This window comes from Pseudomonas sp. FG35 (genome assembly GCF_057809295.1).
On sequence record NZ_JBMDJR010000002.1, the window covers coordinates 339,570 to 361,212 of the forward strand.

16 protein-coding genes are annotated in these 21,643 nt (G+C 61.2%); 10 read left to right on the forward strand and 6 right to left on the reverse strand.

Annotated features, from left to right (window positions below; all coding sequences use genetic code 11):
- Positions 1-108: 108 nt before the first annotated feature.
- The 5 genes from rlmF to ACODTD_RS05640 form a co-directional block, all read right to left on the reverse strand.
- Positions 109-1,131, reverse strand: a complete 1,023-nt coding sequence (gene rlmF, locus ACODTD_RS05620) for a 23S rRNA (adenine(1618)-N(6))-methyltransferase RlmF (RefSeq protein WP_011332580.1) — start codon at positions 1,129-1,131, stop codon at positions 109-111.
- Positions 1,132-1,264: 133 nt separating this feature from the next.
- The gene (locus ACODTD_RS05625; protein ID WP_011332581.1) at positions 1,265-4,111 is read right to left on the reverse strand and encodes a valine--tRNA ligase; all 2,847 of its coding nucleotides are present in this window, start codon (positions 4,109-4,111) and stop codon (positions 1,265-1,267) included.
- Between the two features lie 199 nt (positions 4,112-4,310).
- A complete protein-coding gene (locus ACODTD_RS05630; protein WP_011332582.1) occupies positions 4,311-4,706 on the reverse strand; it encodes a hypothetical protein in 396 nt (131 codons plus the stop codon).
- An 8-nt stretch (positions 4,707-4,714) separates the two neighbouring features.
- Positions 4,715-5,143, reverse strand: coding sequence for a DNA polymerase III subunit chi (locus ACODTD_RS05635; protein WP_011332583.1), 429 nt, complete (start codon positions 5,141-5,143; stop codon positions 4,715-4,717).
- A gap of 60 nt (positions 5,144-5,203) precedes the next feature.
- Positions 5,204-6,694 carry a leucyl aminopeptidase gene (locus ACODTD_RS05640; RefSeq protein WP_011332584.1) on the reverse strand — a complete coding sequence of 497 codons (1,491 nt, stop codon included), beginning with the start codon at positions 6,692-6,694 and terminating at the stop codon, positions 5,204-5,206.
- Positions 6,695-7,001: 307 nt separating this feature from the next.
- On the opposite strand from ACODTD_RS05640, the gene lptF reads away from it, so the two are divergent.
- The 8 genes from lptF (at position 7,002) to pdxJ (ending at position 15,417) form a co-directional block, all read left to right on the forward strand.
- On the forward strand, positions 7,002-8,123 hold the full coding sequence (gene lptF / locus ACODTD_RS05645; RefSeq protein ID WP_011332585.1) for an LPS export ABC transporter permease LptF: 1,122 nt from the start codon (positions 7,002-7,004) through the stop codon (positions 8,121-8,123).
- Entirely contained in the window at positions 8,116-9,177 is a 1,062-nt protein-coding gene (gene lptG / locus ACODTD_RS05650) for an LPS export ABC transporter permease LptG (RefSeq protein WP_085688950.1), read from the forward strand. The genes lptF and lptG overlap by 8 nt, the downstream gene beginning before the upstream one ends.
- A gap of 172 nt (positions 9,178-9,349) precedes the next feature.
- Positions 9,350-11,146: a translation elongation factor 4 gene (lepA, locus tag ACODTD_RS05655; protein WP_039769508.1), complete on the forward strand. Its 1,797-nt coding sequence runs from the start codon at positions 9,350-9,352 to the stop codon at positions 11,144-11,146.
- Between the two features lie 9 nt (positions 11,147-11,155).
- A complete protein-coding gene (gene lepB / locus ACODTD_RS05660) occupies positions 11,156-12,010 on the forward strand; it encodes a signal peptidase I (protein ID WP_011332588.1) in 855 nt (284 codons plus the stop codon).
- A 182-nt stretch (positions 12,011-12,192) separates the two neighbouring features.
- On the forward strand, positions 12,193-12,882 hold the full coding sequence (gene rnc / locus ACODTD_RS05665; protein WP_011332589.1) for a ribonuclease III: 690 nt from the start codon (positions 12,193-12,195) through the stop codon (positions 12,880-12,882).
- The gene (gene era, locus ACODTD_RS05670; RefSeq protein ID WP_011332590.1) at positions 12,875-13,777 is read left to right on the forward strand and encodes a GTPase Era; all 903 of its coding nucleotides are present in this window, start codon (positions 12,875-12,877) and stop codon (positions 13,775-13,777) included. Before rnc ends, era begins: the two co-directional genes overlap by 8 nt.
- Positions 13,778-13,944: 167 nt before the next feature.
- Positions 13,945-14,634: a DNA repair protein RecO gene (gene recO, locus ACODTD_RS05675; protein ID WP_011332591.1), complete on the forward strand. Its 690-nt coding sequence runs from the start codon at positions 13,945-13,947 to the stop codon at positions 14,632-14,634.
- Positions 14,635-14,673: 39 nt separating this feature from the next.
- On the forward strand, positions 14,674-15,417 hold the full coding sequence (pdxJ, locus tag ACODTD_RS05680; RefSeq protein ID WP_201817053.1) for a pyridoxine 5'-phosphate synthase: 744 nt from the start codon (positions 14,674-14,676) through the stop codon (positions 15,415-15,417).
- Positions 15,418-15,470: 53 nt separating this feature from the next.
- On the opposite strand, the gene mltF is transcribed toward pdxJ, so the two are convergent.
- On the reverse strand, positions 15,471-16,931 hold the full coding sequence (gene mltF / locus ACODTD_RS05685) for a membrane-bound lytic murein transglycosylase MltF (protein WP_011332593.1): 1,461 nt from the start codon (positions 16,929-16,931) through the stop codon (positions 15,471-15,473).
- A 285-nt stretch (positions 16,932-17,216) separates the two neighbouring features.
- Between mltF and purL the strand changes: the two genes are divergently transcribed.
- Together purL and ACODTD_RS05695 are read left to right on the forward strand one after the other, a co-directional pair.
- Positions 17,217-21,113 (forward strand): phosphoribosylformylglycinamidine synthase, encoded by a 3,897-nt coding sequence (gene purL, locus ACODTD_RS05690; RefSeq protein ID WP_064382426.1) that lies wholly within the window; start codon positions 17,217-17,219, stop codon positions 21,111-21,113.
- A 5-nt stretch (positions 21,114-21,118) separates the two neighbouring features.
- Positions 21,119-21,430 carry a YqfO family protein gene (locus tag ACODTD_RS05695; protein WP_201817050.1) on the forward strand — a complete coding sequence of 104 codons (312 nt, stop codon included), beginning with the start codon at positions 21,119-21,121 and terminating at the stop codon, positions 21,428-21,430.
- Positions 21,431-21,643: the final 213 nt, after the last annotated feature.

A 21,643-nucleotide genomic window follows, 5' to 3' on the forward strand; every position in this document is an offset into this window, starting at 1 on the left:
AAAACCGTGCACCGGAGCGATCCGGGCACGGTTTTTTTGTGCCTGCTGTTTGTGTTTCAGCAGTAGCGGCGGCTGCTTGCGGTCAAGCGCCGCCCAGGTTGAAACGTATTACTTGCGCACCCAGCGTTCGCGCCGCCAGATCTGCTGCTCGGACTTGGTCTGGAAGGTCCAGGCGACGAAGCGGCTCTGCTTCTGCCCCTGGGACATTTCCACCACCTGGCTTTCCAGCGCACCGGCCTTCTTCAGCGCGGTTTCGATGGCAGGCAGGTTCGAGGCTTTCGAGACCAGGGTGCTGAACCACAGCACCTTGTGTGCAAAGTTCGCACTTTCGGCGATCAGTTGCGTCACGAAACGCGCCTCGCCACCTTCACACCACAGCTCGGCCGACTGGCCGCCGAAGTTCAGTACCGGCAATTTGCGCTTCGGGTCGGCCTTGCCCAGGGCTCGCCATTTGCGCTCGCTGCCCTTGGTGGCCTCTTCCATCGAGGCATGGAATGGCGGGTTGCACATGGTCAGGTCAAAGCGTTCGCCGGGCTCCAGCAGGCCGATCAGGATGTGCTTGCGGTTCTCCTGCTGGCGCAGCTGGATGACCTTGTTCAGGTCGTTGGACTGAACGATGGCCCTGGCAGCGGCCACGGCGGTCGGATCGATCTCCGAGCCGAGGAAGTGCCAGCGATATTCGCTGTTACCGATCAGCGGGTACACGCAGTTGGCGCCCATGCCGATATCCAGCACATTGACGATGGCGCCGCGCGGAACCACGCCGTCGTTGTTGCTGGCCAGCAGGTCAGCCAAAAAGTGGATGTAGTCGGCACGGCCCGGCACCGGCGGGCACAGATAATCGGCCGGGATGTCCCAATGCTGGATGCCGTAGAACGATTTGAGCAGCGCCCGGTTGAACACACGCACCGCATCGGGACTGGCGAAATCGATGCTTTCCTTGCCGTACGGGTTGGTGATCACGAACTTCGCCAGTTCCGGAGTGGTCTTGATCAGCGCCGGGAAGTCGTAACGACCCTGATGGCGATTGCGCGGGTGCAGGCTGGCTTCTTTACGCGGCTCCACGGGCTTGGCCGGGGTGGCGGAGTCAGGCTTCTTGCGCGCAGGTTTCGGTGTACGTGGGGCGTTCATGGGCGTGGTCGATTCGGGTAGGGCTGAAAGTGGCGGCTATTGTCCCACAGGGCGCTGCGTTGTTGGCCGGAAAAGTGCCGGGCACAAAAAAGGGAGGCCGTTGCGGGCCTCCCTTTTTCAGTGCGATTCGCCGTTACAGGCTGGCAATCCGCGCGTGCTGCTCGGCCAGCTTGGCCAGAGCCTGTTCGGCTTCGGCCAGTTTGGCGCGTTCCTTCTCGATGACTTCGGCCGGAGCCTTGTCAACGAAACCGGCGTTGGACAGCTTGCCGCCAACGCGCTGGACTTCGCCCTGCAGACGCAGGATTTCCTTGTCCAGACGCGCCAGCTCGGCGCCCTTGTCGATCAGACCGGCCATCGGCACCAGCACTTCCATTTCGCCAACCAGCGCAGTAGCGGACAGCGGCGCTTCTTCGCCGGCCGCCAGCACGGTGATCGATTCCAGACGCGCCAGCTTCTTCAGCAGCGCTTCATTCTCGGTCAGGCGGCGCTGGTCTTCAGCGCTGACGTTTTTCAGGTAGATCGGCAGCGGTTTGCCCGGGCCGATGTTCATTTCGCCACGGATGTTGCGTGTGCCGAGCATCAGGCCCTTGAGCCATTCGATATCGTCTTCGGCCGCCGGATCGATGCGCTCTTCGTTGGCCACCGGCCACGCTTGCAGCATGATCGTCTTGCCCTGAATGCCGGCCAGCGGCGCGATGCGCTGCCAGATTTCTTCAGTGATGAACGGCATGAACGGATGCGCCAGACGCAGCGCCACTTCCAGTACGCGAACCAGCGTGCGGCGAGTGCCGCGCTGACGCTCGACCGGCGCGTTTTCGTCCCACAGCACTGGCTTGGACAGTTCCAGGTACCAGTCGCAGTACTGGTTCCAGATGAACTCGTACAGCGCTTGCGCCGCCAGGTCGAAACGGAACTGATCCAGTTGGCGGGTCACTTCGGCTTCGGTGCGTTGCAGCTGCGAGATGATCCAGCGATCCGCCAGTGACAGCTCGTAGGCTTCGCCGTTCTGGCCGCAGTCTTCGCCCTTGTCCAGAACATAACGCGCAGCGTTCCAGATCTTGTTGCAGAAGTTGCGATAGCCTTCGACGCGGCCCATGTCGAATTTGATGTCGCGACCGGTGGACGCCAGCGAGCAGAAAGTGAAGCGCAGGGCGTCGGTGCCGTAGCTGGCGATGCCGTCGGCGAACTCTTCGCGGGTCTGCTTCTCGATCTTCTTCGCCAGTTTCGGCTGCATCAGACCGGACGTGCGTTTCTGCACCAGGGTTTCGAGCTCGATGCCGTCGATGATGTCCAGCGGGTCCAGGACGTTGCCCTTGGACTTGGACATCTTCTGGCCCTGGCCATCACGCACCAGGCCGTGCACATAAACAGTCTTGAACGGAACCTGCGGCGTGCCGTCCTCGTTCTTGATCAGGTGCATGGTCAGCATGATCATCCGGGCAACCCAGAAGAAAATGATGTCGAAACCGGTGACCAGCACGTCGGTGGAGTGGAATTTCTTCAGGAACTCGGTCTTTTCCGGCCAGCCCAGGGTGGAGAAGGTCCACAAGCCCGAACTGAACCAGGTGTCGAGAACGTCGTTGTCCTGTTGCAGCGCAACGTCCGGACCGATGTTGTGCTTGGCGCGCACTTCGGCTTCGTCGCGACCGACGTAGACCTTGCCCGACTCGTCGTACCAGGCAGGAATCCGGTGGCCCCACCACAGCTGACGGCTGATGCACCAGTCCTGGATGTCACGCATCCACGAGAAGTACATGTTTTCGTATTGCTTCGGCACGAACTGGATGCGACCGTCTTCGACGGCAGCAATCGCAGGCTCGGCCAGCGGCTTGGTGGACACGTACCACTGGTCGGTCAGCCACGGCTCGATGACGGTGCCGGAGCGGTCGCCTTTCGGCACTTTCAGGTTGTGGTCGTCGACGCTGACCAGCAGGCCGGCGGCGTCGAACGCGGCCACGATCTGCTTGCGCGCTTCGAAACGCTCGAGACCGGCGTACTCGGCCGGAATCTTGCCGTCGATGCTCTCGTTCAGCGTGCCGTCGAGGTTGAACACTTGCGCTGCCGGCAGCACGTTGGCGTTCTTGTCGAAGATGTTGAGCAGCGGCAGGTTGTGGCGTTTGCCGACTTCGTAGTCGTTGAAATCGTGGGCCGGGGTGATTTTCACGCAGCCGGTGCCGAATTCAGGATCGCAGTAATCGTCGGCGATGATCGGGATGCGGCGGCCGACCAGCGGCAGCTCGACAAACTTGCCGATCAGGGCTTTGTAGCGCTCGTCGTTCGGGTTCACCGCGACGGCGGAGTCGCCGAGCATGGTTTCCGGACGGGTGGTCGCGACGATCAGGAAATCGTTGCCTTCAGCAGTTTTTGCGCCGTCGGCCAGCGGGTATTTCAGGTTCCACAGGAAACCTTTCTCGTCGTGGTTTTCCACTTCGAGGTCGGAAATCGCCGTGTGCAGTTTGGTGTCCCAGTTGACCAGACGCTTGCCGCGATAGATCAGACCGTCTTCGTGCAGGCGCACGAAGGCTTCTTTAACGGCTTCCGAGAGGCCGTCGTCCATGGTGAAGCGCTCGCGGCTCCAGTCCACGGACGAGCCGAGACGGCGGATCTGACGGCTGATGTTGCCGCCGGACTGATCCTTCCATTCCCAGACTTTCTCGAGGAATTTTTCCCGGCCCAGATCGTGGCGGTTCTGGCCCTGGGCTTCGAGCTGACGCTCCACCAGCATCTGCGTGGCGATACCGGCGTGGTCGGTGCCCGGCTGCCACAGGGTGTTGCGACCCTGCATGCGGCGGAAACGGATCAGGGCGTCCATGATCGCGTTGTTGAAACCGTGACCCATGTGCAGGCTGCCGGTGACGTTCGGCGGCGGGATCATGATGGTGTAGGAGTCGCCCGCGCCTTGCGGGGCGAAGTAGTTCTCGGACTCCCAGGTGTTGTACCAGGAAGTTTCAATGGCGTGCGGCTGGTAGGTCTTATCCATGCGCGGCGGGACCCTATTGGCATTTATTCAGGAAAAGCCGGGAAGTATAGCGGGGCATGGGGCGCAGGGCGAGCGGGGCGGGCCGGGTGGAGACTTAAATGTGGGAGCTGGCTTGCCAGCGATGCAGGCGCCACGGTTTTTCAGGAAAACCGCAGTGATGCTATCGCTGGCAGGCCAGCTCCCACAGGAGATCAGGGAATTATTCGTACTGGCCGAGAAGCCGTTCCATTCGCGCCTCGAGGCGGCGTTTTATTTCGGTTTCGATGTGCGGCGCGAAATCGTCGATCACGTCCTGCATGATCAGTTGCGCAGCGGCGCGCAGTTCGCTGTCCAGGTGCAGGAGGGCGTCGGGGCCTTTATCCACAGGCGCGACGAGCGCAGTGGCGGGCTTCACGACGGGGGCGGGAGGCGGTACGACGGCGGGCGGCTCAGTGCCGACCGAGTCGAACAACATCGGAATCTGTTCCTGTTCGCCATCATCGACCGTGTCGGTCAACAGCGGCGGTTGCAGGTTGTCATCGCCGAGCAACTGGCGGATCGACTCAAGGTCATCCAGCAGGTGCGCGGGTTTTTGCAGCGGTTTTGGAGTGTCCATCGGCGTACTCAGAGTCGCTGTAAACGGTGGTCTTGCAGAGGATAGCCCTGTTCGCGGTAGAAACGGAAACTCTCCCGCGCCGCAGTGCGGATCGCCGGATCTTCCACCACCACCTCGGCAACGCGGGCGAATTTACTGGCGAAAACCGGGACTTTCAGGTCGAGGTTGACCAGCAAGTCTGTGTGCTGGCCACAGTCCTCGCCCACTCCCAATACGATCAAACCTTCCGGCTCGCTTTCAGCCGGGCCGTGAGGCACGAAGGTTTCACCCTTGAACGCCCACAGGCGCGCATCGAGATCATCACGCTGGGCGGCATCGCTGCAATGCAGGTAGATGCGATGGCCCATGCGCCAGGCTTTATCGGTGAGCTTGCAGGCAAAGTCCAGGCGAGCCGAAGGATCGGCGCTGGGCAGGATATAAAAGTCGACTTTGGTCATTGCGGTTCCTGAGCTGCGAGCGGCGCCCCTCAAGAGAGGCGCCGCTCGCAGTCATCGGTTTCAGGCTTTGGCGCGGTCCAGCAAGTATTGGGTCAACAGCGGAACCGGACGGCCGGTTGCGCCCTTGTCCTTGCCGCCGCTGGTCCAGGCGGTGCCTGCGATATCCAGGTGCGCCCAGTTCAGGTTCTTGGTGAAGCGCGACAGGAAGCAGGCGGCGGTGATGGTGCCGGCCTTCGGACCGCCGATGTTGGCGATGTCGGCGAACGGGCTGTCCAGTTGCTCCTGGTACTCATCGAACAGCGGCAGTTGCCAGGCGCGGTCGTCGGCAGCCTTGCCGGCGCTCAGCAATTGCTCGATCAGTTCGTCGTTGTTGCCCAGCAGGCCCGAAGTGTGGGCGCCCAGGGCAACGACGCAGGCACCGGTCAGGGTGGCGATGTCGATCACCGCTTGCGGCTTGAAGCGCTCGGAGTAGGTCAGGGCATCGCACAGCACCAGACGGCCTTCGGCGTCGGTGTTGAGGATTTCCACGGTCTGGCCGCTCATGGTGGTGACGATGTCGCCCGGACGCGAAGCAGTGCCGCTCGGCATGTTCTCGGCGCAGGCCAGAATGCACACCAGGTTGATCGGCAGTTTCAGTTCCAGCACGGCGCGCAGGGTGCCGAACACGCTGGCCGCGCCACCCATGTCGTATTTCATCTCGTCCATGCCGGCGCCCGGTTTCAGGCTGATGCCGCCGGTGTCGAAGGTGATGCCTTTACCGACCAGTGCGTACGGCTTCTCGGATTTCTTGCCGCCGTTGTATTGCATGACGATCAGGCGCGGCGGCTGGGCGCTGCCCTGGCCGACGGCGTAGAACGAACCCATGCCCAGCGACTTGATCTTCTTCTCGTCGAGGACTTCGACTTTCAGATCCTTGAACTCTTTGCCGAGGTTCTTGGCTTGCTCGCCGAGGAAAGTCGGGTGGCAGATGTTCGGCGGCAGGTTGCCCAGGTTACGGGTGAATGCCATGCCGTTGGCGATCGCGGTGGCGTGGTTCACGGCGCGTTGCACTTCGGCCTGAGCGGCCTTGATGGTCAGCAGGGTGATTTTCTTCAGGGCGCGCGGTTCGGCTTTCTGGCTCTTGAACTGGTCGAAGGTGTATTCGCCGTCGACCAGGGTTTCGGCCAGCAGACGGGTCTTGCCGTAACTGTCACGGTTCTTGACGATGATTTCATCGAGTGCCAGTACGGCGTCGCTGCCGCCCAGGCCTTTGAGGGTGTTGAGGATGCCGGCGACGATCTTGCGGAACGGACGGTCGCCCAGTTCTTCATCCTTGCCCACGCCCACCAGCAGCACGCGTTCGGCTTTCAGGTTCGGCAGGCTGTGCAGCAACAGGCTCTGGCCGACCTTGCCGGCCAGGTCGCCACGCTTGAGCACGGCGCTGATGGCGCCGCCGCTCAGTTCGTCGACCTGCCTGGCGGCGGCACCGAGTTTGCGGCCTTCGCCGACGGCAACCACCAGGGTGGCGGTTTTCAACGTTTCTGGGCTAACGCTTTTTACAACCAGTTCCATGTCCGGATCCCTGAATGAATGGTCAACACACAGGCGTTCGACGTGTCCGCCGTCGCCTGCTTATAGAGAGAAGAGGCGCAGGCCAGTGCCTGCGACAGAGGCGGCAGTTTGAACCTCGCTCACCGCGCCTGACAACCCTCGGTTGTACGATCTTCAACGGATTGCATGCTTGCGTGAGTGTGCGCAGTGACAGGCGCCCTCAATCACAGGATAATGCCGCATCTTTTTTCGACGGCTCTGCCTTGCGGGCCCGTCGATACGTTTGCTTGTTTGGCCGCCTTAGCCTGACAACTCTGGAGTGTCTGGTTTGATCGTCTTCCGTTATCTGTCCCGCGAAGTCCTGTTGACCCTGAGTGCGGTAAGCGCCGTGCTGCTGGTCATCATCATGAGCGGTCGCTTCATCAAATACCTTGCCCAGGCCGCCGCGGGCCAGCTCGATCCGGGATCGCTGTTCCTGATCATGGGCTATCGCCTGCCGGGCTTCATGCAGTTGATCCTGCCGCTGGGGCTGTTCCTCGGGATTCTGCTGGCGTACGGCCGGCTGTACCTCGAAAGCGAGATGACCGTGCTTTCGGCCACCGGCATGAGTCAGCAGCGGTTGTTCCGCATGACCCTGTTTCCGGCCACCCTGGTAGCTGTGGTGGTGGCCTGGCTGAGCTTGAGCCTGGCACCGCAAGGCGCCAACCAGTTCCAGCTGCTGCTGAACAAACAGGATGCCCTGACCGAATTCGACACCCTCGAGCCGGGCCGTTTCCAGGCCTTGCGCGACGGTACGCGGGTGACCTACACCGAAACCCTCAGCGATGACCGGGTCAACCTCGGCAGCGTATTCATCTCGCAGAAGAACCTCGGTGCCAACCAGAAGGATCGCGGGATTTCCGTGCTGGTGGCGGAGAAAGGTCGTCAGGAAGTGCGTCCCGACGGCAACCGTTACCTGATCCTCGACAACGGCTACCGCTACGACGGCAGCCCGGGTCAGGCCAACTATCGCGCCATCCACTACGAAACCTACGGCGTGCTGCTGCCCAAGCCGGATGTCAGCGAGGAAGTCACCGACCGTGACGCCATGCCGACCTCGTCCCTGCTCGGCAGTGATGACATTCGCTCGAAAACCGAACTGCAATGGCGCCTGTCGCTGCCGTTGCTGGTGTTCATCGTGACCCTGATGGCGGTGCCGCTGTCGCGGGTCAATCCGCGTCAGGGGCGTTTCCTCAAGCTGCTGCCGGCGATTCTTCTTTATATGGCTTACCTGACCATCCTGATTGCCGCCCGCGGCGCCCTCGAGAAAGGCAAGATTCCACCGGCGCTCGGCTTGTGGTGGGTGCATGCGATCTTCCTGACGATCGGTCTCGGTCTGTTGTACTGGGAGCCTTTGCGCCTGAAGCTGGCCAGCCGTCGCAGCGCAGCGCTGGAGGTGGCCCGTGGTTAAACTCGACCGCTACATCGGCAGCAGCGTGTTCATCGCGATCATCGCGGTGCTGGCGATCATTCTCGGCCTGGCTACCTTGTTTGCGTTCATCGACGAGATGGGCGATGTCAGTGATACCTACACCCTGGTCGATGTCCTGAGCTTCGTGCTCCTGACCGCCCCGCGCCGGCTCTACGACATGCTGCCGATGGCGGCGCTGATCGGTTGCCTGATCGGCCTTGGCAGTCTGGCGAGCAGCAGTGAGTTGACCGTAATGCGCGCTGCCGGTGTCTCCATCGGGCGTATCGTCTGGGCGGTGATGAAGCCGATGCTGGTACTGATGCTGGCCGGTGTGCTGATCGGCGAATACGTGGCCCCAGCCACCGAAAGCATGGCCCAGGCCAACCGTTCGCTGGCGCAAGGCAGCGGCGACGCGCAAAGCGCCAAGCACGGCATGTGGCACCGTCAGGGCGAGGAGTTCATTCACATCAACTCCGTGCAGCCCAACGGTCGTCTGTATGGCGTGACCCGCTATCACTTTGACAAGGAGCGTCATCTGCTGAGCTCGAGCTTCGCCAAGCGCGCCGAGTTCGACACCGATCACTGGCAGCTGACCGACGTAACCACCACCAAATTCCACGAGCGCAGCACCGAAGTGGTCAATACGCCGGTGGAGCGCTGGGATGTCTCGCTGAGCCCGCAATTGCTGAGTACCGTGGTGATGGCGCCGGAATCGCTGTCGATCACCGGTCTGTGGGGTTACATCCACTATCTGGCTGATCAGGGCCTGAGCAATGGCCGTTACTGGCTGGCATTTTGGGTCAAGGTGTTGCAACCGCTGGTGACCGCCGCACTGGTGCTGATGGCAATCTCCTTCATCTTCGGTCCGTTGCGTTCGGTGACCCTCGGTCAGCGGGTGTTCACCGGTGTGCTGGTGGGTTTCACCTTCCGCATCGTTCAGGATCTGCTGGGCCCGTCCAGTCTGGTGTTCGGCTTCTCGCCGCTGTTCGCGGTGCTGGTGCCGGCTGGCGTGTGTGCGCTGGCGGGTGTCTGGCTGTTGCGTCGAGCCGGTTGATGAACCAGGTTTCACCCACGCTTTAGCCTTGAAAACGCCTCGGTCGCCAGACCGGGGCGTTTTTGCATGCAATCCGGGTGACAGGCGAACGTGACGCTTGCGCCGTGTATCAGGTACAATTCCCGGCTATTTTTCGGCGGGCCAAGCCTGCAGCCTTTTTGAGTGTTGATCCGTGAGTGATTTGAGTCATATCCGCAATTTCTCCATCATCGCCCACATTGACCATGGCAAGTCGACGCTGGCTGACCGTTTCATCCAGATGTGCGGCGGCCTGGCCGAGCGTGAAATGGAAGCCCAGGTACTGGATTCCATGGATCTTGAGCGCGAACGCGGGATCACCATCAAGGCCCACAGCGTCACCCTCTATTACAAGGCCAAAGACGGCGTCACCTACCAGCTGAACTTCATTGACACCCCGGGTCACGTCGACTTCACCTACGAAGTCAGCCGTTCCCTGGCGGCCTGTGAAGGTGCGTTGCTGGTGGTCGATGCGGGGCAGGGCGTTGAAGCCCAGTCCGTGGCCAACTGCTACACCGCCATCGAGCAGGGCCTTGAGGTCATGCCGGTGCTGAACAAGATCGACTTGCCACAGGCCGAGCCCGACCGCGTCAAGGACGAGATCGAGAAGATCATCGGCATCGACGCCACCGACGCCGTCACCTGCAGCGCCAAGACCGGCCTGGGTGTCGACGAAGTGCTCGAGCGTCTGGTCGCCACCATTCCCGCGCCGACCGGCAATATCGAAGATCCGCTGCAAGCGTTGATCATTGACTCCTGGTTCGACAACTACCTGGGCGTTGTCTCCCTGGTGCGTGTGCGTCACGGCCGCGTGAAGAAGGGCGACAAGATTCTCGTCAAGTCCACCGGCAAGGTGCATCTGGTCGACAGTGTTGGCGTATTCAACCCGAAACACACCGCCACCGCTGACCTGAAGGCTGGCGAAGTGGGCTTCATCATCGCCAGCATCAAGGACATTCACGGTGCGCCGGTCGGTGACACCCTGACCCTGAGCTCCACCCCGGACGTTCCGGTGCTGCCAGGTTTCAAACGCATCCAGCCGCAGGTTTACGCCGGTCTGTTCCCGGTCAGTTCCGACGATTTCGAGGACTTCCGCGAAGCGTTGCAGAAACTGACCCTGAACGACTCGTCGCTGCAATACACCCCGGAAAGCTCCGACGCACTGGGCTTCGGCTTCCGTTGCGGCTTCCTCGGCATGCTGCACATGGAGATCATCCAGGAGCGCCTGGAGCGCGAATACGACCTGGACCTGATCACCACGGCGCCAACCGTAATCTTCGAACTGGTGCTGAAAACCGGTGAAACGATTTACGTGGACAACCCGTCGAAGCTGCCGGACGTCTCGTCGATCGAAGACATGCGCGAGCCGATCGTGCGCGCCAACATCCTGGTACCGCAGGAACACCTGGGCAACGTCATCACTCTGTGCATCGAGAAACGCGGTGTGCAGGTCGACATGCTGTTCCTCGGCAATCAGGTGCAAGTGACCTACGACTTGCCGATGAACGAAGTGGTCCTGGACTTCTTCGACCGTCTGAAATCCACCAGCCGCGGCTATGCTTCGCTGGACTACCATTTCGATCGTTACCAATCGGCTAATCTGGTGAAACTGGACGTGCTGATCAACGGCGACAAGGTCGACGCTCTGGCGCTGATCGTGCACCGTGACAATTCGCACTTCAAAGGTCGCCAGTTGACCGAGAAGATGAAAGAACTGATTCCTCGTCAGATGTTCGACGTGGCCATCCAGGCTGCCATTGGCGGTCAGATCGTCGCCCGGACAACCGTCAAGGCACTCAGAAAGAACGTATTGGCCAAGTGCTACGGCGGCGACGTCAGCCGTAAGAAAAAACTGCTTGAGAAGCAGAAGGCCGGTAAGAAACGCATGAAACAGGTCGGCAACGTGGAAATTCCACAAGAAGCCTTCCTCGCCGTGCTCAGGTTGGAATAGTCAGGTCCTATGTCACTAAATTTCCCGCTGTTGCTGGTCATTGCCGTGTTCGTCTGCGGTCTGTTGGCGTTGCTCGATCTGTTGATCCTGGCACCGCGTCGGCGTGCCGCCATCGCCTCCTATCAGGGCAGCGTCAGCCAGCCTGATGTGGTGGTGGTCGAGAAGCTGAACAAGGAACCGCTGCTGGTCGAGTACGGCAAGTCGTTCTTCCCGGTGCTGTTCATCGTGCTGGTGCTGCGTTCGTTTCTGGTGGAGCCGTTCCAGATTCCGTCCGGCTCGATGAAACCGACCCTGGACGTCGGCGACTTCATTCTGGTGAACAAGTTTTCCTACGGGATCCGTTTGCCGGTGATCGACAAGAAGATCATCGAAGTCGGTGACCCGCAGCGCGGCGATGTGATGGTGTTCCGCTACCCGAGCGACCCGAACGTCAACTACATCAAGCGTGTAGTCGGCCTGCCGGGCGACACCGTGCGGTACACCGCCGACAAGCGTCTGTTCGTCAACGGCGAGTCGATTGCCGAACAACTGGTCGGCTCCGAGCCGGGCACGCTGGGCAGCGCGGAACTCTACAAGGAAAAACTCGGCGTCGCCGAGCACCTGATCCGCAAGGAAATGAGCCGCTACCGCGCCACGCCGGACCATACCTGGACCGTGCCGGCCGGGCACTACTTCATGATGGGCGACAACCGCGACAACTCGAACGACAGTCGTTACTGGGATGATCCGAACATTCCCAAGGATCTGCTGGGCATGGTTCCCGACCAGAACATCGTCGGCAAGGCCTTCGCGGTCTGGATGAGCTGGCCGGAACCGAAACTCAGCCACCTGCCGAATTTCTCGCGGGTCGGCCTGATCAAGTAAACAAACACGGCGCTGTTGACCACAGCGCCGAATGCATTTCTGGCGTCGGCACAACCGGCTCCGGGGCATGAAGCCACGATATTCAGGACGTCATTTTTGAACACAGCGTTAATTGTCCCAGGCCTGCGCCGTATCCCGGCGATGGCAGTGGAATCCAGCCACGAACTCAGCGTGGGTAAACCGTGAGCGTTTCTCTAAGCCGTCTCGAGCGTCAGCTCGGTTACACCTTCAAGGACCAGGAACTGATGGTCCTGGCCCTTACGCACCGCAGCTTTGCCGGACGCAACAACGAGCGTCTGGAATTCCTCGGCGATGCGATCCTCAACTTTGTGGCCGGCGAAGCCCTGTTCGACCGTTTCCCGCTGGCTCGTGAAGGCCAGTTGTCGCGTTTGCGCGCGCGCTTGGTAAAAGGTGAGACGCTGGCGGTGCTGGCCCGCGGTTTCGATCTGGGTGATTACCTGCGTCTGGGTTCCGGCGAGTTGAAGAGCGGCGGTTTCCGTCGCGAATCGATTCTGGCTGACGCCCTTGAAGCACTGATCGGTGCGATCTACCTCGACGCCGGCATGGAAGTCGCCCGCGAACGCGTACTGGCCTGGCTGGCCGGCGAGTTCGAAGGCCTGACGCTGGTCGATACCAACAAGGATCCGAAGACGCGCCTGCAGGAATTCCTGCAATCGCGCGGCTGCGAACTGCCGCGCTACGAAGTGGTGGACATCCAGGGCGAGCCGCACTGCCGTACCTTCTTCGTCGAGTGCGAAGTTGTCCTATTGAATGAAAAAAGCCGGGGTCAGGGTGTGAGCCGTCGTATTGCCGAACAGGTAGCGGCCGCCGCAGCACTGATTGCCCTGGGTGTGGAGAATGGCAATGACTGATACAAACGCAACGCGCTGTGGCTATGTTGCCATCGTCGGCCGTCCAAACGTGGGCAAGTCCACGCTGCTGAACCACATCCTCGGCCAGAAGCTGGCAATCACCTCGCGCAAGCCGCAGACCACTCGCCACAACATGCTCGGGATCAAGACCGAGGGTGACGTGCAGGCGATCTACGTCGACACCCCCGGCATGCACAAGGGTGGCGAAAAAGCCCTGAACCGCTACATGAACAAGACCGCTTCGGCGGCGTTGAAAGACGTCGACGTGGTGATCTTCGTGGTCGATCGCACCAAGTGGACCGAAGAAGATCAGATGGTGTTGGAGCGCGTGCAGTACGTGACCGGCCCGCTGATCGTCGCGCTGAACAAGACCGACCGCATCGAAGACAAGGCCGAGCTGATGCCCCACCTGTCGTGGTTGCAGGAACAGCTGCCGAACGCGCAGATCATTCCAATCTCGGCGCAGCAGGGGCACAACCTCGACGCGCTGGAAAAGGTTATCGCCGATCATCTGCCGGAGAACGATCACTTCTTCCCGGAAGACCAGATCACCGACCGCAGCAGCCGCTTCCTCGCCGCCGAACTGGTGCGCGAGAAGATCATGCGCCAGCTCGGCGCCGAGCTGCCGTACCAGATCACCGTGGAAATCGAAGAGTTCAAGCAGCAGGGTGCGACGCTGCACATCCATGCGCTGATCCTCGTCGAGCGTGACGGCCAGAAGAAAATCATCATTGGCGACAAGGGCGAGCGCATCAAGCGCATCGGCACCGAGGCGCGCAAGGACATGGAGCTGCTGTTCGACTCCAAGATCATGCTCAACCTGTGGGTCAAGGTGAAGGGCGGCTGGTCCGACGACGAGCGTGCGCTGCGTTCGTTGGGTTACGGCGACCTGTAAGCGCTGATCCCGAGAACACCGATACCCACTGTGGGAGCGAGCCTGCTCGCGATAGCGGTATTTCAGTCGACATCCTTGTTGTCTGATACACCCTCATCGCGAGCAGGCTCGCTCCCACAGTAGTTTTGGGTTTGTGTGTAAAACTGCGTTTCGTCATCGAGAACTCAATGTCGCAAAGCCCGCCTCCCGCCCAACCCGCCTACGTCCTCCACTCCCGCGCCTACCGCGAAACCAGCGCATTGGTGGACTTCCTCACGCCGCAAGGTCGGCTGCGGGCGGTGTTGCGCAGTGCGCGGGGCAAGGCCGGGACGTTGGCGCGGCCATTCGTGCCGCTGGAAGTGGAGTTTCGCGGCAAGGGTGAGTTGAAGAATGTCGGGCGCATGGAAAGCGTCGGCAACGCGACCTGGATGGTCGGCGAGGCGCTGTTCAGTGGCCTGTATCTCAATGAACTGTTGATTCGCCTGTTGCCTGCCGAAGACCCGCACCCGGCGGTGTTCGATCATTACGCCGCGACCTTGCTGGCATTGGCCGAAGGCCGGCCGCTGGAACCGTTGCTGCGTTCCTTCGAGTGGCGGCTGCTTGATGACCTCGGTTACGGTTTTTCCCTGAACACCGACATCAACGACGAGCCCGTTGCTGTTGATGGTCTCTACCGTTTGCAGGTGGATGCCGGACTCGAGCGTGTCTACCTGCTGCAACCCGGTCTGTTCAACGGCACCGAACTGCTGGCCATGGCCGAAGCCGACTGGTCGGCACCGGGCGCACTGTCCGCCGCCAAGCGCCTGATGCGTCAAGCCTTGGCGGTGCATCTGGGCGGTCGTCCCCTCGTCAGTCGAGAGCTGTTTCGCAAGCCCTGATATGCTGTGCGCCGAATCTTTCCCTTCAGGAGCGCATCCGTGACCATCAGCAATCGCATTCTTCTTGGCGTGAACATCGACCACGTCGCCACCCTGCGTCAGGCCCGTGGTACGCGCTATCCGGATCCGGTCAAGGCTGCGCTGGACGCGGAAGAGGCGGGTGCCGACGGCATCACCGTGCACCTGCGCGAAGACCGCCGGCACATTCAGGAACGCGACGTGCTGCTGCTCAAGGATGTGCTGCAAACCCGCATGAACTTCGAAATGGGCGTCACCGAAGAAATGATGGCGTTCGCCGAGCGCATCCGTCCGGCGCACATCTGTCTGGTGCCGGAGACCCGTCAGGAGCTGACCACCGAAGGCGGTCTGGATGTGGCGGGGCAGGAAGAGCGGATCAGGGCGGCGGTCGAGCGTTTGTCGAAGATCGGCAGCGAAGTGTCGCTGTTCATCGACGCCGACGAGCGGCAGATTGCTGCGTCGAAGCGCGTCGGCGCGCCGGCCATCGAATTGCACACCGGGCGTTACGCCGATGCCGAAACGCCGACCGAAGTGGCTGAAGAACTCAAGCGTGTGGCGGACGGCGTGGCCTTCGGTCTGGCCCAGGGCCTGATCGTCAATGCCGGCCATGGCCTGCACTATCACAACGTCGAGGCGGTTGCCGCGATCAAGGGCATCAACGAGCTGAACATCGGTCACGCACTGGTGGCGCACGCATTGTTCGTAGGTTTCAAGTCGGCGGTGTCGGAGATGAAGACGCTGATTCTGGCGGCTGCCAAACACTAAGTATCAACATCCTGTGGGAGCAAACTTGCTCCCACATTTGTTTTGGGGATGGGTTAAAGCGGGGCGGGCTCTTGAGCGGGTTTCGACTTGTCGATCCCCGGCACATGCAGATTGCCCTCGGCCACCTGATCGCCTTCAAGCTGCGGCTGGGTCACCCAGGTGAGGATGTCGTAGTAGCGACGGATGTTCGCCACGAAATGCACCGGTTCGCCGCCCCGGGCGTAGCCGTAGCGGGTCTTGCTGTACCACTGCTTCTGCGACAGGCGCGGCAGGATCTTTTTCACATCCAGCCACTTGTCCGGGTTCAACCCTTCCTTGGCAGCCAGTTTGCGTGCGTCATCCAGATGACCGCTGCCGACGTTGTAGGCCGCCAGGGCAAACCATGTGCGATCCGGCTCCTGGATCGACTCGTCGAGCTGATCCTTCATGTAGGCCAGGTACTTGGCACCGCCCATGATGCTTTGCTTCGGATCGAGGCGGTTGGACACGCCCATGGCCTGGGCGGTGTTCTGGGTCAGCATCATCAGCCCGCGCACGCCGGTCTTCGACGTGACCGCCGGTTGCCACAGCGATTCCTGATAACCGATCGCCGCCAGCAGGCGCCAGTCGACTTTCTCTTTCTTGGCGTAGGCCTTGAAATGCTGTTCGTACTTGGGCAACCGCTGCTGCAAATGCTGGGCGAAGGTGGTGGCGCCCATGTAGCCGAGGACGTCGACATGGCCGTAATAACGGTCTTTCAGGCGTTGCAGGGTGCCGTTCTTCTGCACCTTGTCCAGATAACTGTTGATCTCGTTGAGCAGGCTGTTGTCTTCGCCGGCGGCCACGGCCCAGCTCTGGCTGCGCGCGTCGCCGAGGTCAAAGGCCACGCGGATGTTGGTGAAGTACACCTGGTTCATCGCCACTTCGTTGGAATCGACCAGGGTCAGGTCGATCTGACCTTCATCGACCATGCGCAGCAGGTCGACCACTTCAACCGCGTCGGACTCTTCATACTGGATGCCAGGATATTTCTGTTTCAGCTCCGCCAGTTGTTCGGCGTGAGTGCTGCCCTTGAGCACCATGATCTTCTTGCCCACCAGATCGCCGGCGTCGGTGGGGCGTGACTGGCCGTTGCGATAGATGATCTGCGGGGTGACTTCTAGGTAGGAGCGCGAGAAGCGCACCTGTTTCTTGCGCTGTTCGCTGCTGACCAGACCGGCAGCCGCCAGTACCGGGCCGTTCGGCTTGCCGACCTGGTTGAACAGGTCGTCGAGGTTGTCGGCGGTTTCAATCTTGAGCTCGACCCCCAAATCGTCGGCGAAGCGCTTCACCAGCTCGTATTCGAAGCCGGTTTCACCGCTGCGATCCTGAAAGTAGGTGGCGGGGCTGTTTCGGGTGACCACCCGCAGCACGCCATCCTCCTTTACGCGCTCGAGTGTGTTGGGTTTATCAACACAGCCACTGAGCATCAGGAAGAGTCCGGTAGCGATCAGCCATTTGGCGTATCGCGGACGCAAAGCCGTTGGGGAAAACATGTGCGCAGTATACGCAAAGGACAACGGGCGCCATATCTCGACAGTGGCGGGGTTGTCTGCTAGGCATCACAAAACCGCGCGAAACCCCGCAGAAACGGGCCCGAAAGGTATTTTGTGACAGAAAAAATAACCCGCCTTGCAGCACCCCATAAATTTGACCCTCAAGGCAGGAACACCACTCGACATCCGGGTGCAACCGTGCGTAGCGTTTCGGGTGATGTTGAGGGCGGTTTAGGCTAGAATGCACGGCCTCAAAGCACACCCCTTCCCGAGGCTGTCCCGAAGATGTTGATCCTGCGCGGCGCTCCTGCCCTTTCTGCCTTTCGCCACAGCAAACTCCTTGAGCAACTGAGCCAGAAGGTTCCAGCTGTCAGTGGCCTGTATGCTGAATTCGCTCACTTCGCCGAAGTCACCGGCGTCCTGACCGGCGACGAACAGCAGGTGCTTGCGCGCCTTCTGAAGTACGGTCCAAGCGTTCCGGTTCAAGAGCCGACCGGTCGTCTGTTCCTGGTGTTGCCGCGTTTCGGCACCATCTCGCCATGGTCGAGCAAGGCCAGCGACATCGCCCGCAACTGTGGCCTGAGCAAGATCCAGCGTCTGGAGCGCGGCATCGCGTTCTACGTCGCCGGCCAGTTCAGCGAAACCGAAGCGCAACAGATTGCAGACGTACTGCATGACCGCATGACGCAGATCGTTCTGGCCAACCTCGAGCAGGCCGCCGGTCTGTTCAGCCACGCCGAACCGAAGCCGCTGACCGCCATCGACATCCTCGGCGGTGGTCGCGCCGCGCTGGAGAAGGCCAACGTCGAACTGGGCCTGGCCCTGGCCGAAGACGAGATCGACTACCTGGTCAACGCCTTCAACGGTCTCAAGCGCAACCCCCACGACATCGAACTGATGATGTTCGCCCAGGCCAACTCCGAGCACTGCCGCCACAAGATCTTCAACGCCAGTTGGGATATTGACGGCGAGAGCCAGGAAAAAAGCCTGTTCGGCATGATCAAGAACACCTATCAGATGCACAGCGAAGGCGTGCTGTCCGCTTACAAGGACAACGCTTCGGTGATCGTCGGCAACGTCGCCGGCCGCTTCTTCCCGGATCCGGAAACCCGCCAGTACGGTGCGGTGCAGGAACCTGTGCACATCCTGATGAAGGTTGAAACCCACAACCACCCGACCGCGATCGCTCCGTTCCCGGGCGCGTCCACCGGTTCCGGTGGCGAGATCCGCGACGAAGGTGCAACCGGTCGTGGCGCCAAGCCAAAAGCCGGCCTGACCGGTTTCACCGTGTCGAACCTGCAGATCCCTGGCTTCGAACAGCCGTGGGAAGTGCCGTACGGCAAGCCTGAGCGCATCGTCAACGCGCTGGACATCATGATCGAAGGCCCGCTGGGCGGCGCCGCGTTCAACAACGAATTCGGTCGTCCGGCCCTGACCGGCTACTTCCGGACCTTCGAACAATCGATCACCACTCCGCACGGTGACGAAGTTCGCGGTTACCACAAGCCGATCATGCTCGCTGGCGGCATGGGCAACATCCGTGAAGAGCACGTCAAGAAAGGCGAGATCGTTGTCGGCTCCAAGCTGATCGTCCTCGGTGGCCCGGCGATGCTGATCGGTCTGGGCGGCGGCGCTGCTTCCTCCATGGCCACCGGCACCAGCTCGGCGGATCTGGACTTCGCTTCGGTTCAGCGTGAAAACCCTGAAATGGAACGTCGCTGCCAGGAAGTCATCGACCGTTGCTGGCAGCTGGGTGACAAGAACCCGATCAGCTTCATCCACGACGTGGGTGCGGGCGGTCTGTCCAACGCCTTCCCGGAACTGGTCAACGACGGCGACCGTGGTGGCCGTTTCGAACTGCGCAACATTCCAAACGACGAGCCGGGCATGGCCCCGCACGAAATCTGGTCCAACGAATCCCAGGAGCGTTACGTTCTGGCGGTCGGCCCGGCCGACTTCGAACGCTTCAAGGCGATCTGCGAACGTGAGCGTTGCCCGTTCGCCGTTGTCGGTGAAGCCACTGCCGAACCACAACTGACCGTGACCGACAGCCACTTCGGCAACAACCCGGTGGACATGCCACTGGAAGTGTTGCTGGGCAAGGCGCCGCGCATGCACCGTTCGGTGGTTCGCGAAGCCGAGCTGGGCGATGACTTCGATCCGTCGAACCTCGACATCGGCGAAAGCATCGAGCGCGTTCTGCACCACCCGGCCGTGGCGAGCAAAAGCTTCCTGATCACCATCGGCGACCGCACCATCACCGGCCTCGTGGCCCGTGACCAGATGGTCGGCCCATGGCAGGTTCCGGTGGCCGACGTTGCCGTCACCGCTACCAGCTTCGACGTCTACACCGGTGAAGCGATGGCGATGGGCGAGCGCACTCCGCTGGCGCTGCTGGACGCACCGGCGTCGGGCCGCATGGCCATCGGCGAAACCATCACCAACATTGCCGCCTCGCGCATCAACAAGCTCTCCGACATCAAACTGTCGGCGAACTGGATGTCCGCTGCCGGCCACCCCGGCGAAGACGCGCGTCTGTACGACACCGTGAAAGCGGTCGGCATGGAACTGTGCCCTGAGCTAGGCATCACCATCCCGGTCGGCAAGGACTCGATGTCCATGGCCACCCGCTGGAACGACAACGGCGAAGACAAGACCGTCACCTCGCCGATGTCCCTGATCGTGACCGGTTTCGCGCCAGTGGCTGACATCCGTCAGACCCTGACCCCGGAACTGCGCATGGACAAGGGCACCACCGACCTGATCCTGATCGACCTCGGTCGCGGCCAGAACCGCATGGGCGCCTCGATCCTCGCGCAGGTTCACGGCAAGCTCGGCAAGCAGGCTCCGGACGTCGATGACGCCGAAGACCTGAAAGCGTTCTTCGCGGTGATCCAGGGCCTCAACGCCGACGGTCACCTGCTGGCGTACCACGACCGTTCCGACGGTGGTCTGCTGACCTCCGTGGTGGAAATGGCCTTCGCCGGTCACTGCGGTCTGAGCCTGAACCTGGACAGCGTTGCCGAAAGCTCCGCTGAAATCGCCGCCATCCTGTTCAACGAAGAACTGGGTGCCGTGATCCAGGTTCGCCAGGACGCGACCCCGGACATCCTCGCCCAATTCAGCGCTGCCGGTCTGGGCGACTGCGTGTCGGTGATCGGCCAGCCGATCAACAACGGTCAGATCAACATCACCTTCAACGGTGACACCGTGTTCGAAGGCCAGCGTCGTCTGCTGCAACGTCAGTGGGCCGAGACCAGCTACCAGATCCAGCGTCTGCGCGACAACGCCGACTGCGCCGAGCAAGAGTTCGATGCGCTGCTGGAAGAAGACAACCCGGGCCTGAGCGTCAAGCTGAGCTACGACGTCAACCAGGACATCGCCGCGCCTTACATCAAGAAAGGCATTCGCCCACAGGTTGCCGTGCTGCGTGAGCAGGGCGTCAACGGTCAGGTGGAAATGGCGGCGGCGTTCGACCGCGCCGGTTTCAACGCGATCGACGTGCACATGAGCGACATTCTGGCCGGCCGTGTCGACCTGAACGAGTTCAAAGGTCTGGTGGCATGCGGTGGTTTCTCCTACGGCGACGTACTCGGCGCCGGTGAAGGCTGGGCCAAGTCCGCACTGTTCAACAGCCGTGCCCGCGATGCGTTCCAGGGTTTCTTCGAGCGTAACGACAGCTTCACCCTCGGCGTGTGCAACGGTTGCCAGATGATGTCCAACCTGCACGAGCTGATCCCGGGCAGCGAGTTCTGGCCGCACTTCGTACGCAACCGCTCCGAGCAGTTCGAAGCGCGCGTGGCGATGGTTCAGGTTCAGGAATCGAACTCGATCTTCCTGCAGGGCATGGCCGGTTCGCGCATGCCGATCGCCATCGCTCACGGTGAAGGCCATGCCGAATTCGAAAGCGAAGAGGCACTGCTCGAAGCCGATCTGTCCGGTTGCGTGGCGATGCGTTTCGTCGACAACCACGGCAAGGTCACCGAAGCCTACCCGGCCAACCCGAACGGTTCGCCGCGCGGGATCACCGGCCTCACCAGCCGCGACGGTCGCGTGACAATCATGATGCCGCACCCGGAGCGTGTGTTCCGCGCTGTGCAGAACTCGTGGCGTTCGGAAGACTGGAACGAAGACGCACCTTGGATGCGTATGTTCCGTAACGCGCGTGTGTGGGTGAACTAAGCGCTGTGTACAAGCTCGCGTTTTTTGTTCCCGACAGTCATGTCGAGGTGGTCAAGGACGCTGTATTCGCTGCTGGTGGCGGGCGGATCGGTGACTATGACCACTGTGCTTGGCAGGTGCTTGGCTCTGGTCAGTTTCGGCCTCTGGACGGGAGTCAGCCGTTCATTGGTCAGGCTGGGCAGGTTGAGCGGGTCGAGGAGTGGAAGGTCGAGCTTGTCGTTGGCGATGAGTTGATTCGCTCGGTAGTGGCGGCTCTTAAGTTGAGCCATCCCTACGAGACGCCGGCTTATGAAGTGTGGCGGCTGGAGGATTTTTGATCTTCCTTGGCTGCTGAAATGGAAAACCCGCTGAGAGTGATTTCAGCGGGTTTTTTGGTTTTTGGGGCTTGGGTTTGGATTGAGTGAATATCCGTTGCTGCGGTAATGGCTTCTTATGGTTTCGCCCTTACGGCGAGTCACTTTTTTCAAACGCCCGGAATGCCGGCCCAGAAAAAAGTAACCAAAAACGCTGGGCCCCGGCGTTCGGCACCT

Coding starts and splice junctions, on each gene's coding strand:
- rlmF (WP_011332580.1), bottom strand. CDS start 1,131: ATGAACGCCCCACGTACACCGAAACCTGCGCGCAAGAAGCCTGACTCC.
- ACODTD_RS05625 (WP_011332581.1), bottom strand. CDS start 4,111: ATGGATAAGACCTACCAGCCGCACGCCATTGAAACTTCCTGGTACAAC.
- ACODTD_RS05630 (WP_011332582.1), bottom strand. CDS start 4,706: ATGGACACTCCAAAACCGCTGCAAAAACCCGCGCACCTGCTGGATGAC.
- ACODTD_RS05635 (WP_011332583.1), bottom strand. CDS start 5,143: ATGACCAAAGTCGACTTTTATATCCTGCCCAGCGCCGATCCTTCGGCT.
- ACODTD_RS05640 (WP_011332584.1), bottom strand. CDS start 6,694: ATGGAACTGGTTGTAAAAAGCGTTAGCCCAGAAACGTTGAAAACCGCC.
- lepB (WP_011332588.1), top strand. CDS start 11,156: ATGTCACTAAATTTCCCGCTGTTGCTGGTCATTGCCGTGTTCGTCTGC.
- era (WP_011332590.1), top strand. CDS start 12,875: ATGACTGATACAAACGCAACGCGCTGTGGCTATGTTGCCATCGTCGGC.
- recO (WP_011332591.1), top strand. CDS start 13,945: ATGTCGCAAAGCCCGCCTCCCGCCCAACCCGCCTACGTCCTCCACTCC.
- mltF (WP_011332593.1), bottom strand. CDS start 16,931: ATGTTTTCCCCAACGGCTTTGCGTCCGCGATACGCCAAATGGCTGATC.
- purL (WP_064382426.1), top strand. CDS start 17,217: ATGTTGATCCTGCGCGGCGCTCCTGCCCTTTCTGCCTTTCGCCACAGC.